The following is a 12771-nucleotide window of genomic DNA, read 5'->3' as shown; positions in this document are numbered from 1 at the left end:
CTAGTGACTCCCGTCATGAGCGTCGGGAGAGCAGGGCATAATAGAGTAAGGGTATCACCACCAGGGTGAGCAAGGTGGAGACCAGGATCCCGAAAATCAGGCTGATAGCCAGTCCGTTGAAGATGGGATCATCGAGGATAAACAGGGCTCCGATCATCGCCGCCAACGCCGTCAGCATGATGGGTTTGGCCCGCACCTGCGCCGCTTCGATCACCGCCAGCTCGAACGCCACCCCGGCGCGGCGCTGCTGCTCGATAAAGTCCACCAGCAGGATGCTGTTGCGTACGATGATCCCGGCCAGGGCGATCATCCCGATCATCGAGGTAGCGGTAAACTGGGCCCCCAACAGGGCGTGGCCCGGCATCACCCCTATGATGGTGAGCGGAATGGGAGCCATGATGATGAGCGGCACCAGATAGGAGCGGAACTGGGCCACCACCAGCAGATAGATGAGGATCATCCCCACGGCGTAGGCTAGCCCCATGTCGCGGAAGGTCTCGTAGGTGATCTTCCACTCACCGTCCCACAACAACGCCACCTCCCCCAGCTTGTCGGGCTGCTGCACGTAATATTGGGGCAGGTCGATGTCGGCACCGGCGGCAAACATGCCGTAGAGCGGGCTGTCGGTGTGGCCGCCCATGTCGGCCACCACCATCACCATGGGCTGCATGTTCTTGTGCATGATATAGCTGGGGGCCACCTCATCACGGCGACTCACCAGCTCGGAGACCCGCACCAGCTGGCCGCTCTGGCTGCGCACCTTGAGGGCCAGTACGCCCGCCAGATCCCGTTTGTCACCGGGTGCCAGTTCGATGCGGATCGGCACCGGATACTTGGCACCGTGCCCCTGCAGCCAGCTGGCATCCTGATAACCCACCCCGCCATTGAGGGTGTTCACCAGATCCCCGAGATCGACCCCGAGCAGGGCCGCCTTGCTGCGATCCACCACCAGCCGCCACTTGGGCTGCGGGTCGGTCAGATAGATATCCACATCCACCAGATCCGCCGTGGCCACAAAACGGGCCTGTACAGCGCGAGCGGCCGCTTCGCGGGCGGCCTGAGTCGGGCCATAGATCTCGGCAACGATGGGGGACCAGACCGGCGGGCCGGGCGGCACCTCAACGACTTTCAGGTTGCCCCCTGCCGCACTGGCGATGGCCTGCAGCGGCTCCCGAACCGACTGGGCAATCTGGTGACTGCTGCGATCCCGTTCATGCTTGTCCACCAGATTGACCTGAATATCACCCACGTTGGCGCCGCTGCGGATAAAGTAGTGGCGCACCAGGCCGTTGAAATTGATGGGGGCTGCGGTGCCGGCGTAGACCTGGTAATCCTTCACCTCAGGCACCTTGGCAAGCTCTCGTCCGACCGCCAGCAGGGTGCGCTCGGTCTGCTCCAGGGTCGCCCCCTCCGGCATATCGAGCACCAGCTGAAATTCCGACTTGTTGTCAAAGGGGAGCATCTTGAGCACCACCCACTGCACCACCGGCATGGCGGTAGCCGCCCCGACCAGCAGCAACACCACCAGCCAGAGCTTGCGTCTGGCCTTCTTGGCGCCATCACCGATCAGAAAAGGGGTCATCAGCCGGTGAAAAAGACCCGCCTTGGCTTCACCGTGGGCACCGTGCGCCTCCCCCTTGAGTAAATGGCTCGCCAGCCAAGGTGAGAAGATAAAGGCCACCAGCAGGGAGATAAGCATCCCCATGCTGGCATTGATGGGGATGGGGCTCATGTAGGGGCCCATCAGGCCGCTGACAAAGGCCATGGGTAGCAGGGCCGCGATCACGGTCAGGGTCGCCAGTATGGTCGGCCCCCCCACCTCGTCCACCGCACCCGGAATAAGATCCTTGAGTGCCCCCTTGCCCAAACCGCGATGGCGGTGGATGTTCTCCACCACCACGATGGCGTCATCCACCAGAATGCCGATGGAGAAGATCAGCGCAAACAGCGACACCCGGTTGAGGGTAAAGCCCCAGGCCCAGCTGGCAAACAGGGTCAGCGCCAGGGTGATGACGATGGCAACGCCCACCACCAGCGCCTCGCGCCAGCCCATGCTCACCAACACCAGCAGCACCACCGCCGTGGTGGCAAAAATCAGCTTGCCGATGAGGGTGTTGGATTTGGTCTCGGCGGTGACGCCGTAGTCACGGGTCACCGTCACCTCAACCCCGGCAGGGATCAGCCGATTCTGCAAACTCTCGACCCGCACCTCCACCCGCTTGGCCACCTCGACCGCGTTCTGGCCGGGCTGCTTGCCGATGGCCAGCGTCACCGCCGGGTAACTGGCCTGCCCCAGCCCCATCCAGCTACGCTTGGTAGGGGTCTCCTGACCCAGAGAGACCCTGGCCACCTCCCCCAGATAGAGCGGCTTGCCGTCGTGCAGCCCCACCACCAGTTCTCTAGCCTCCTGCTCGCTTTGCAGGAACTGCCCCACCTGCACTTTAATCTCACTGTTGTTCTGCTCGATAGCCTGTGTCGTGCCTACCTGATTGGCGGCCGCCAGTCGCTGGCTCAGTTCGCCCCAGCTGATGCCGTGGGCGCTGAGGGCCGCCGGATCCGGCATCACCCGCAACACGGCACTCTGGCTGCCCAGCGTGTAAATATCGCGGGTACCGGGAATGCGCTTGAGTTCGGTCTCCAGCTCATGGGCGACCCGGGTCAGCTCGGGAGCCCCCAGTTGCTTGCTCCCCTCTTTGTTCCACTCTTTGCTCCATAAGGTCAAACTGACGATAGGGACATCATCGATCCCCCGGGGTTTTACCAGTGGCTGACCGACTCCGATCCCCTGTGGCAACCAGTCACGGTTGGAGTCGAGCTGGTTGTTGAGATCGACAATGGCCTGCTCGCGGCTTACCCCCACCTTGAACACCACCACCAGCAGGGCGCCATCGGGTTGGGAAAAAGAGTAGAGGGTATCGATCCCCTTTATCTGGGAGACCACCTGCTCGGCTGGGGTGGTAACGAGAGAGGCCACTTCAGCCGGAGTGGCTCCCGGGAAGGGAATGTAGACATCGGCGAAGGTGACATCGATCTGCGGCTCCTCCTCCTTGGGGGTCACCAGCACTGCAAACAGGCCGAGCAGCAGCCCCACCAGCGCCAGCAGCGGGGTGATAGCCGAGCCCTGAAACAGCGCAGCCAGCCGACCGGCAGGTCCCAGCCTCTCCTTGTTGCCATTCAGCTCGCTACTCATGGGCCACCTCCTGCTGCTGCGCCCATGCATCGGGGGCCAGTTTGTCACCGGCTTGCAGCCCGGCCAGGATCTCGCACTGTCCCTCGACGCAATGGCCGACCCGCACCGGTGTCAGGGCCCAGCCAGCGGGTTGCTGCAGATAGACACCGTTGAACTCCCCTTGCCGCAGCAGGGCGCGATCCGGCACCTGCAACACCTGACGTTCACCCTGTTTGAGCTGCACCTTGAGCCACATGCCGGGCAATACCCCGGCGGTTTGCGGCGGCAAGTCGAGGCGCAACCTGAAGGCGTGGCTCTGGCTGTCGGCATAGTTGAAGCGGGTCAATTTGACCGGGGTAACAGACTTGCCATCGGGCAGCAGCACCTGCACATCCGCAGGCTCACGAGCCAGCGTCAGGGCGGATTGGGGCAACTCCACCTCCACCCGCAAGGTGTCGAGGGAGAAGCCGGAGAGCAGCGGGGTACCGGGGGCGACAGTCTCCCCCAGCTCTACCAACCGTTTGGTCACTACCCCTGCATAGGGAGCCAGAATGCGGGTATAGCCGTAGGCCTCGCGGGCCTGAGTGAGGGCCGCATCAGCAGCGTTCACCTCGGCGCGGGCAGCGCGATCAGTCGCCTGGGCATTGTCGAGCTGGGCGCGGGTGATCACCCCTTTGGCAATCAGTGCCTGAAAGCGGGCGAGCTGGCGCTCGGCTTCCACTTGCTGGGCCTGCGCCCGCGCCAGCCGCGCCTCGGCACCCGTGACGGCGGCAAACTGCTCCTTGCCACTGATCTCGAGCAGCGGCTGTCCCGCCTGTACCTGATCGTTCACATCCACCAGCATACGGGAGACCCGGCCGCTGGTCTGGGCCGCCACCGTCCCCTGATTGATGGCACTGACGGTGCCATCCAGCGTCAGCCAGTCAGTCACCGGCTGTGGCGCTACTGTCAACAGGGGCTCTGGCTCCCCGTCCGCGGCAAAGGCCAGGGGGGATGTCATGGCCTGCGATGTCATCACCAACATGGTGATCCCCAGCAACCGGATCTTTTCCATCATCACTCTCCTTCCCTGGCGTAATCTGTCACTTCACGGGATCAGGCGGTATGGGACTGGCGCACCTTATCCACTCCCCGAGCTGGCGCCTTGGTCAGCACCCTGGCCAGTCCTTTGTCAAACAGCAAGATCCCGGCCACCATGGCCGCTATAAACAACATTATCATGGGCTGCCCGCTGGAAATGAGACTCAGAGCAGGCCCCGGGCAGATACCCACCAATCCCCAGCCGATGCCAAACAGCGCAGCCCCGCCGATCAGGCGACGATCCAGCCGAGGAGCTGGTACGGCGGCGATGGACTCCCCCAGCACGCTCTGACGACGGGGTTTCACCAGCAGGAAGTAACCCGGCATAAAGACCAGCAGGGCGCCTCCCATCACGAAGGCGAGGCAGGGATCCCAGGCGCCAGCCAGATCGAGAAAACCGGTGACCCGAGCGGGATCCACCATGCCGGAGATGGCCATCCCCAGTCCGAACAACACACCCGCAAACAAACTTGTCAGCAACTTCATGGCGATCAGCCCCTTACAGCAGATGATGAGTGACGAAGACGGTGATGAAACCTGCCGCCATAAAGCTCAGGGTGGCGACGATGGAGCGCAGGGAGAGCCGCCCCATGCCACAGATGCCGTGGCCGCTGGTGCAGCCATTGCCAAGACGGGTACCGACCCCGACCAGCAGACCGGCCAGTAGCACAACGGGCCAGCCGGGCAACGTAGTGAATGCGGGCATGGTGGCCCAGCCCAGAGTCAACGCCAACCAGGCGCCCGCCCCGAGCCCCAGCAGAAACAGCACCCGCCAGGGCGCACGGTGTTGCAGTGCACCGGCCAGAATGCCGCTGATCCCGGCCACCCGGCCGTTGAACAACATCAGGATCAGGGCCGACAGCCCCGCCAGCATGCCGCCGCCCAAAGAGAGCAGCCATTGGCTTTCCATCATCAAGATTCCTTATTTTCTGAGTGACAAAAATGGGTTTGCAGCGCCCCCAGCACATCGGCAGCCGCCTCGCTCACCAGCGAGTAGTAGATCTGCTGGGAAACCTTGCGCGAACGGATCAGGCCGTAGCGCTTCAATACCGAAAGTTGCTGGGAGAAGGCCGACTGCCCGAGTTGGCTATGGGCCAGCAGCTCCCCGACCCCCTTCTCCCCCTCCACCAGCTGGCAGAGCACCATCAGCCGTTCGGGATGAGCCAACGCCTTGAGCAGGGAGGCGGCGGCAGTCGCATGTCTGTTCATCTCGTCGAATTGGCTCATAAGAGTAAATTAGCAATTGCTGATATTTGTTCTATTGTATAAAACAACACTAAATTAGCAATATCTAAAGTAGATAAGGAGAAGGACCATGACAGTAGATAACGGAGTCAGAATCGTCGCGGGTTGCATGTTGCTGCTCTCGCTGATCCTTACAACCTGGGTTCATCCGGGCTTTGTCTGGTTGAGTGCCTTTGTCGGGGTCAACCTGATCCAGAGCGCATTCACCGGTTTCTGCCCGGCAGCGATGATCCTCAAACGGATAGGATTTAAATAACAGGGTCGGATGACCCGGCTCACATGAGCGTGTAATAAACGCAGGAGGCTGAACATGGCAACGGTAATCGTCATCGGCGCAGGTCTCGGGGGCATGTCTGCCGCCTACGAACTCAAGGCCGAACTGGGCAAGCAGCATGAGGTGATCCTCATCAACGACAAGCCGGACTTTGAATTCACCCCCTCCAACCCCTGGATTGCCGTCCAGTGGCGGGAGCGCAAGGAGACCTCGATCCCTATCGAACCCCATGTGAAGAAGAAGGGGATCCGCTTTATCCATGCTGCCCTGACCGAGCTGCAACCGGCGGCGCAGCAGCTCACCCTCTCCGATGGCCAGACCCTGCGTTACGACTTTCTGGCGATCTGTACCGGTCCGGCCCTAGCCTTTGACGAGGTGACGGGGGCCGGCCCCGAATCCGGTGGCACCACCAGCGTCTGTACCCTCTCCCACGCTGAAGAGTGCCGTCACAGCGTCAGCGCACTGGTCGATGATCCCGGCCCGGTGATTGTCGGTGCCATGCCGGGAGCCTCCTGCTTTGGCCCCGCCTACGAGTATGCGTTCATCCTCGATCGCCACCTGCGCGACAAGAAGGTGAGGAAAAATGTGCCCATGACCTTTGTCACCAGCGAGCCTTACATCGGCCATCTGGGTCTCAACGGTGTGGGCGACTCCAAGGGGATGCTGGAGAGCGAACTGCGGATGCGCGACGTGCAGTGGATCTGCAATGCCCGCACCGTGGCGGCGCAAGATGGCCAGATGACGGTGGAGGAGCTGGACGATGAGGGTAATATCAAACGCACCCACATTCTGCCCTACAAATACGCCATGATGCTGCCCGCCTTTGTCGGCATTGCGCCGCTGCGAGGCATCGAGGGGCTGGTCAATCCCCGCGGCTTTGTCATCGTCGATGAGCATCAGCGCAATCCCGCCTTCCCGCAGATTTACGCCGCCGGGGTCTGCATCGCCATTGCGCCGCCGCACAAGACGCCGGTACCAACCGGGGTGCCCAAAACCGGCTACATGATTGAGGCGATGGTGCGCACCCTGAGCCACAACATCAAGGCGGAGCTCAGCGGCCAGCCGCCGGTGACCAAGGCGGTGTGGAATGCCATCTGTCTGGCGGACATGGGGGACACCGGCGCCGCCTTCGTCGCCATGCCACAGATCCCGCCGCGCAACGTCGCCTGGTTCAAGAAAGGGAAGTGGGTTCATCTAGCCAAGATCGCCTTCGAGAAGTACTTCCTGCACAAGATGCAAGTGGGGGATACCGAGCCCATCTACGAGAAATTGATGCTCAAATACCTCGGCATCGACAAGACCGAATGACCCCGTAGACCCGGCCCTTGCCGGGTCTGTTTTTGGCGGTGCGGCACGGCAAAGCAGGGCTTTCGATTATGTTTCAAGATGTTGCTGTGGGCGGCGCGGGGTTTACCCGGCCTGCCGCCTCGGCTATCATTCGAGCCTCTTATCAATAGCGGAGACCATCAGTGGGCAACTCATCAAGTGACAGATGTCTGCCGACCCTTATCGTCGGCACCCCGGTCGCGAGCTAGCCGCAGATTTCCTCTGCCGCAACTCGCAACCATGCGAGAAGCGGAAATCCACTCCCCTCTTCTCCCTTTTTACACTTGACGTCTGGCAACCAGCGGCCAATCGCCACGGTCGCCATGCCTGCATAGTTTCTGCTTCCCACAAGGAGGCTGCTATGCGTTTTATCTCTATCAAACCGGCTGCGGATCGCGCGGTCGCAACAGGTTCTGTTGCAACCCGGGCTCACCCCCTGTTGAGCCGGCTCGGCCGTGGCATGTTGCCACGCTGGCTGGGCGGTAAACAGCGTCAGCACCACTACCGGCTGCAGATCCGCTGCGAGGATCGCGCCGATATGGAGCAGGTGCTGGATCTGGTGAACCACACCCTGCAACCGGCGGGGCTGCAACCGATGCAATCGATGAAGCCGGGTCGCAGCGGCGGGCGAGAGCTGGTGCTCAACCTGCAGTGCACCCCGCCCCAGCGCCGCTATCTGGTGCAGTTCGTTCATCAGGTCGGAGTAGCACATCCGGTGCGCTGGCAACTGCGCCCGCGCATCGACTGCGATCCCGAGCTCAACTGACCGCTCATCTGCGTTAACCACAGTGAAAGGGGCCAGCCACGCTGGCCCTGCTTGTTGCGTCCTCTCCGAGCGTCAGGGCATCTGATGGTGCTCGCGCCCCGGGACGCCGCGTTTTTGTTTGTCTGCTGGCCATCCGCGCAATCATCCCCTGATCCATCCGCCTCCCGGCGTTTCATCATGGATTGCGCCAAGCCAGCGCTTATCAGAAGGAGTACGCCATGAAGATGTGGCAACAAATTGACATGATCTCCCTGCTCGACACCCTGGCCAGCCTGTTGCTCGCCTTTGTGCTCGGCAGTCTGGTCGGGCTGGAGCGCCAGTACCGCCAACGTACCGCGGGCCTTCGCACCAACGTGCTGGTCGCCGTAGGGGCCGCCCTGTTCGTCAGTCTGGCCCAGCGTATCTATGACCTGCACGGCGGCAACTACAACGTAGTCCATGTGGTGGCCTATATCGTCTCCGGCATTGGCTTTCTCGGCGCCGGCGTCATCATGCGCGAGTCGGGCAATATCCGCGGCATCAACACCGCCGCCACCCTCTGGGGCGTAGCAGCGGTCGGTGCCGCCTGTGGCGCAGGGCTGGCGATGGAGGCAATTCTGGGCGCCCTGTTCGTGCTGGCCGCCAACACCCTGCTGCGACCGCTGGTCAACCAGATCAACCGTCGCCCGGTGGACAATACCGACACCGAAGTGACCTACAAGGTGACGGCCCTGACCCAGCGCGAACATCAAAAAGAGGTGCTGCACTGGCTCGAGGAGATGCTGGAGCAGGCCAACTACCCCTTGAGCGAACTCGATATCGAGCCGTTTGGCGAGGGGGATCTGGAGATCTCGGCGGTGTTGCTGGCTACCTCCATCGATGGCGACGAGCTCGACGCCCTGATGGTGAAACTCGGCATCCACCCTCATATCAAGCAGGTGTTCTGGCGCACCAGTACCACCGACTGAGCCGTTGGTCAGAGGAACGAACCATACGCCCACAGCAAAAAGCCCCGCCAGCAATGGAGGGGCTTTCTCATATGGATGGGCGAAGAGTGGCTAGCGGCGGCTGCGCCAGCGCACCCTGGGGGTGATCACCTGGGCAGTCTGTGCGGGAGGATTACCTGCAATCAGTTGCTGCATCAGCTCGAAAGCGGCGAGGGCCAACGCCGGACAATCCTGTGCCACCGAGTCGATGCGCATGGGAATGCAGTCGAGCAGGTCGTGATCATCGAAGGTACACAGGCGCATGCCCGTCTCCATCAACCCCGCCTCGTTAAGGTAGCGCAGTACCCCTTCCAGCAGGGTAAAAGAGGCGGTAAAGAGCCCCCTGGGGGGGGCTCCCAGCTCAGCCACCAGCTCGGCCATCAGCTGATAACCGGAGCTCGGCTGGTAGTCGCGATGGCGCACCCGGGCGGCATCGGCTTCAAAACCGGCGCGATGAAGCCCCAGCTCATAGCCAGCCAGCCGGTGACGGCTGGGGGAGAGATCCAGCAAACCGCCGAAGTAGTAGATCTCCTCGCCGCACTCGCTGGTCATGTCCCGCACCAACTCGGCGGTGGCCTTGCAGGCATCGGAGATCACCATGGGCAGGCGCGACTCGCCGATATGGCGGTCGAGCTGCACCACCGGCAGACGATCGTGGATGCGGGCATAAATATCATCGCTGTGGCCGCTGGAGGCGACAATCAGCCCATCCACCTGACGGCTGATGAGGTTGTCCACCACCCGCTGCTCGAGGGCGGGATCATCCTCGGAGCAGGCGATCAGCAGCTGGATGCCCGCCTCCCGGCAGTGCGCCTCGAGGGCACGGGCGATGCGGGCAAAACCGAAGTTGGTGAGATCGGGGATCACCAGCCCCCAGGTGTAGCTGCGGGTCTCGCGCAGGGAGCGGGCGTGAAAGCTCGGCAGGTAGTGACACTCCTCCGCCACCGCCTGAATGCGCTTGCGGGTATCGTCGGCAATCCGGTACTCCGCACTCTTCCCGTTGAGCACCAGACTGGCGGTCGCCTTGGACACCCCCGCCAGTTCGGCGATCTGGGCAATCGTGATCCGTTTCTTCTTCTCCACCTGGCCTCCCGGCTGACTAGAACCGGGCTATTGTACTAGGCACGCCGACAGCGGCCAGTGATTGAGGCAAATTTTGCAGCCATCATCGCCGTTACCTGATGATAGTTGCGGCTTTTCTCCGGGGAAGTAGCGCGCCGACAGGCTGTGACGCCCCTCATCGATGAAGCACTCCAGACTGGAGCGATCGCATAGCACGGTGATCCGCCCGCCAGCCCATGGGCTGCTGCGGGTCTCCCACGCCCCGCTCTGCCAGTTCTGGCGCCGCAAGGTGATGCGCCCCGGCTGCCACACCAGCTCGGCCACGGCACCGAACCAGAAGCTCCCCTCACCGCAGAGATCCAGATCGAGCCAGGCCGAGTCGATGGCCAGCCCCGGAAATTCGCCGAGCGTCCCCTCGAAGCGGGTCAACTCTCCCTTCAATGCCGCAAGCTCGGCCACCGGCCGCTGGCAGAGCCACTCATCCTGCCAGAACAGCTCCCGCGGGCAGCTCATCTGGTGGATCCAGCCGTAAGCGACCGTAGGCTGGCTCATCTCGTTCTCCTCCGGCAGACCCAGCCAGCCAAACAGCAAGCGCCGACCCTGGCTATCCAGAGTGGTTTGCGGCGCATAGAACTCGAAGCCCCGGTCCAGCTCGTGAAAAGCCCCGTGCGCGAAGCGCTCGCCGTCGAAGTTGCCCACCAGCCAACCGCACTGGTAGAGGTTGCGATAATCCTCGCCTGCCGGGGCAATCCCCTGCGGGCAGCTGATCAGCACATGGCGCTCCTCCAGCGGGAAGAGATCCGGGCACTCCCACATATAGCCAAACTCACCCAGCCCCCCTCGCCCGCTGCCGGCGATGGGCCCCACCCGCTGCCAGCTTTGCAGGGTGTCGCCACGATAGAGCAGCACTTCCCCCTTGTCATCCAGGGTTCGGGCCCCCAGCACCATCAGCCACTGCTGGCCGTCGTGCCACACCTTGGGGTCGCGCACGTGGCCGCTGTAGCCTTCGGGCAGATCCAGCACAGGCCCCAGCTTGGCAAAACCACCCTCACCGTCGGCCCGAGCCAGACACTGATAGGCGGTGCGGCTGCCATCCGGGTATTTGACATTGCCGGTGTAGATAAGGGTCAGACGCCCCTGCTCGTCGCTCACCGCAGAGCCCGAATAGCAGCCGTGGCTCTCATAGGCTTCGGTGGGCAACAGCGCCACCGGCTCGTGCTGCCAATGCAGCAGATCGGTGGAGGTGACATGGCCCCAGCCCTTGTTGCGGTGCTCGCAGCCAAGCGGGTTCCACTGGTAGAAGAGGTGGTAGCGCCCGTCTTGCTCGATAAAGCCGTTGGGATCGTTAAGCAGCCCCACCGGGGCTGCCAGATGCCAGCGGGGCCGATGGGGATCGGCCGCCGCCTTGAGCTGTCCGGCCAGCAGCGACCGGACAATCTGGTTGAGAAGATCGCTTTCCTTCATCACTCCACCTTGTACTTGAGCAGGTAGGAAGCGGCGAAAGCGGCGCCAAAGGCGATCACCAGCCCGATGATGTAATGAATAAGGCTCATGGGCTGGACGATGGCCATGCCGGGAATACCGGTCAGCCCCACCGCCGTCATCCCCACCTTGGCCGCCACCACGTAGGCGCCGCCGCAGGCCCCGCCAAACAGACCGGCGAGGAAGGGTTTGATGTAACGCAGGTTGACCCCAAAGATGGCCGCTTCCGTGATACCCAGCAGGCAGGACATGGCAGCCGGCACGGTAATGGCCTTGATCTTCACGTCGCGAGTCTTGAAGTAGACCGCGAGGCAAGCCCCGCCCTGCGCCACGTTGGCCATGGCCCAGATGGGCAGCAGGAAGTTGACGCCAATTTGCGGATTGGCCAGCAATCCCGCCTCGATGGCGTGGAAGCTGTGGTGGATGCCGGTGATGACGATAAGCGAGTAAGTGCCGCCAAACACCAGCCCCGCCAGCCAGCCCGCCTGCTCATAGAGGGCGCTCAGACCAAACGAGATGCCATCCCCCAGCACCCGACCCGCCGGGCCGATAAAGAGCAGCGCCACAAAGCCGGTGATGATGACGGTGAGAAACGGCGTGAGGATCAGATCCAGCGCATCCGGAATGCGCTTGCGCAGCTGTTTCTCCAGATGGGACATAAACCAGACTGCCAACAGTACCGGGAAGACGGTGCCCTGATAGCCGATCATCGCGACATCGAGCCCGAAAAAGTCCATGGTCTTGAAACCACCGGCCACGCCCCAGGCGTTGGTCAGCGCCGGGTGGGTGAGGATGCCGCCAAGGGTCGCCCCGAGGTACGAATTGCCGCCAAACTCCCGCGCCGCCGTAAAGCCGATCAGAATGGGCAATATGATAAAGGCCGCCGAGCTGAACATGTCGAGCATCACAAACAGGGCGCTGTCGGCATTGACCCAACCGTAGGTGCGCACCATGCCGAGCAGCCCCATCAGCAGACCTGAGGCGACGATGGCCGGAATGATCGGCACGAAGATGTTGGAGAGGGTTCGCGCCAACCGCTGGGCCACGTTGAGCTTGGCCGCCGCCATGTCGGTCAGCTCCGCCTTGCTGGCGGTGCCGGTACCGGTCAGCGCCACAAACTCCGCATAGACCTTGTTGACCAGACCGGAGCCGAAGATCACCTGAATTTGGCCCGCGTTGCTAAAGCACCCCTTAACCCCCTCCAGCTTGTCGATGGCGGCCTTGTTTACCTTGCTGTCATCGGCCAGCACCAACCGCAGCCGGGTGGCGCAGTGGGCAGCGCTGACGATATTCTCCTTGCCCCCGAGCAGGGGCACCAGATCCTTGGCTATCGCACTGATATTCATATTCTTCCTCTTATGACCCGCCACGCTGGCGGGCCCTTGTCACATGAGAGTAGGGG

General features: G+C 62.5%; 12 protein-coding genes. 4 read left to right on the top strand and 8 right to left on the bottom strand.

The annotated features are described in order from the left end of the window. Window positions 1-13 precede the first annotated feature (13 nt). From DBR30_RS06030 to DBR30_RS06010, 5 genes are read right to left on the bottom strand one after another with little or no spacing between them, the layout of a single operon-like run. On the bottom strand, window positions 14-3190 hold the full coding sequence (locus tag DBR30_RS06030; protein ID WP_108541300.1) for an efflux RND transporter permease subunit: 3177 nt from the start codon (window positions 3188-3190) through the stop codon (window positions 14-16). Continuing rightward, complete coding sequence (locus tag DBR30_RS06025; protein ID WP_108541299.1) at window positions 3183-4223, bottom strand: efflux RND transporter periplasmic adaptor subunit; 1041 nt, start codon at window positions 4221-4223, stop codon at window positions 3183-3185. Before DBR30_RS06025 ends, DBR30_RS06030 begins: the two co-directional genes overlap by 8 nt. Window positions 4224-4264: 41 nt before the next feature. Beyond that, window positions 4265-4735 (bottom strand): YeeE/YedE family protein, encoded by a 471-nt coding sequence (locus DBR30_RS06020; protein ID WP_181363504.1) that lies wholly within the window; start codon window positions 4733-4735, stop codon window positions 4265-4267. A gap of 13 nt (window positions 4736-4748) precedes the next feature. Then, window positions 4749-5162: a YeeE/YedE family protein gene (locus DBR30_RS06015; protein ID WP_181363503.1), complete on the bottom strand. Its 414-nt coding sequence runs from the start codon at window positions 5160-5162 to the stop codon at window positions 4749-4751. Continuing rightward, window positions 5162-5476 (bottom strand): ArsR/SmtB family transcription factor, encoded by a 315-nt coding sequence (locus tag DBR30_RS06010; RefSeq protein ID WP_005338008.1) that lies wholly within the window; start codon window positions 5474-5476, stop codon window positions 5162-5164. Before DBR30_RS06010 ends, DBR30_RS06015 begins: the two co-directional genes overlap by 1 nt. Window positions 5477-5564: 88 nt before the next feature. Here DBR30_RS06010 and DBR30_RS06005 point away from each other — a divergent pair, with 88 nt between their 5' ends. From DBR30_RS06005 to DBR30_RS05990, 4 genes are all read left to right on the top strand, one after another. Then, window positions 5565-5750: a YgaP family membrane protein gene (locus DBR30_RS06005; protein WP_005344304.1), complete on the top strand. Its 186-nt coding sequence runs from the start codon at window positions 5565-5567 to the stop codon at window positions 5748-5750. Window positions 5751-5804: 54 nt separating this feature from the next. Next, window positions 5805-7076, top strand: a complete 1272-nt coding sequence (locus DBR30_RS06000) for an NAD(P)/FAD-dependent oxidoreductase (protein ID WP_108541921.1) — start codon at window positions 5805-5807, stop codon at window positions 7074-7076. Between the two features lie 379 nt (window positions 7077-7455). After that, window positions 7456-7860 carry a hypothetical protein gene (locus tag DBR30_RS05995; protein WP_108541922.1) on the top strand — a complete coding sequence of 135 codons (405 nt, stop codon included), beginning with the start codon at window positions 7456-7458 and terminating at the stop codon, window positions 7858-7860. A 218-nt stretch (window positions 7861-8078) separates the two neighbouring features. After that, window positions 8079-8807, top strand: coding sequence for an MgtC/SapB family protein (locus DBR30_RS05990; protein ID WP_005350335.1), 729 nt, complete (start codon window positions 8079-8081; stop codon window positions 8805-8807). Between the two features lie 90 nt (window positions 8808-8897). Here DBR30_RS05990 and DBR30_RS05985 read toward each other — a convergent pair whose 3' ends face one another. Genes DBR30_RS05985 through DBR30_RS05975 form a run of 3 tightly spaced genes read right to left on the bottom strand, consistent with a single transcriptional unit; the run spans window position 8898 to window position 12715 of the window. Continuing rightward, the gene (locus DBR30_RS05985) at window positions 8898-9908 is read right to left on the bottom strand and encodes a LacI family DNA-binding transcriptional regulator (protein WP_058055966.1); all 1011 of its coding nucleotides are present in this window, start codon (window positions 9906-9908) and stop codon (window positions 8898-8900) included. Between the two features lie 27 nt (window positions 9909-9935). Then, the gene (locus DBR30_RS05980; RefSeq protein ID WP_108588239.1) at window positions 9936-11351 is read right to left on the bottom strand and encodes a glycoside hydrolase family 32 protein; all 1416 of its coding nucleotides are present in this window, start codon (window positions 11349-11351) and stop codon (window positions 9936-9938) included. After that, entirely contained in the window at window positions 11351-12715 is a 1365-nt protein-coding gene (locus DBR30_RS05975; RefSeq protein ID WP_108588238.1) for a sucrose-specific PTS transporter subunit IIBC, read from the bottom strand. Before DBR30_RS05975 ends, DBR30_RS05980 begins: the two co-directional genes overlap by 1 nt. Window positions 12716-12771: the final 56 nt, after the last annotated feature.

It is taken from the genome of Aeromonas sp. HMWF017, from assembly GCF_003061465.1.
Lineage (GTDB): Bacteria > Pseudomonadota > Gammaproteobacteria > Enterobacterales > Aeromonadaceae > Aeromonas > Aeromonas veronii.
Note: the sequence above shows the minus strand (reverse complement) of the source record. Positions and strands in the feature narration are given on the sequence as shown.

Coding starts and splice junctions, on each gene's coding strand:
- DBR30_RS06030 (WP_108541300.1), bottom strand. CDS start 3,190: ATGAGTAGCGAGCTGAATGGCAACAAGGAGAGGCTGGGACCTGCCGGT.
- DBR30_RS06025 (WP_108541299.1), bottom strand. CDS start 4,223: ATGGAAAAGATCCGGTTGCTGGGGATCACCATGTTGGTGATGACATCG.
- DBR30_RS06020 (WP_181363504.1), bottom strand. CDS start 4,735: ATGAAGTTGCTGACAAGTTTGTTTGCGGGTGTGTTGTTCGGACTGGGG.
- DBR30_RS06015 (WP_181363503.1), bottom strand. CDS start 5,162: ATGATGGAAAGCCAATGGCTGCTCTCTTTGGGCGGCGGCATGCTGGCG.
- DBR30_RS06010 (WP_005338008.1), bottom strand. CDS start 5,476: ATGAGCCAATTCGACGAGATGAACAGACATGCGACTGCCGCCGCCTCC.
- DBR30_RS06005 (WP_005344304.1), top strand. CDS start 5,565: ATGACAGTAGATAACGGAGTCAGAATCGTCGCGGGTTGCATGTTGCTG.
- DBR30_RS06000 (WP_108541921.1), top strand. CDS start 5,805: ATGGCAACGGTAATCGTCATCGGCGCAGGTCTCGGGGGCATGTCTGCC.
- DBR30_RS05995 (WP_108541922.1), top strand. CDS start 7,456: ATGCGTTTTATCTCTATCAAACCGGCTGCGGATCGCGCGGTCGCAACA.
- DBR30_RS05990 (WP_005350335.1), top strand. CDS start 8,079: ATGAAGATGTGGCAACAAATTGACATGATCTCCCTGCTCGACACCCTG.
- DBR30_RS05980 (WP_108588239.1), bottom strand. CDS start 11,351: ATGAAGGAAAGCGATCTTCTCAACCAGATTGTCCGGTCGCTGCTGGCC.
- DBR30_RS05975 (WP_108588238.1), bottom strand. CDS start 12,715: ATGAATATCAGTGCGATAGCCAAGGATCTGGTGCCCCTGCTCGGGGGC.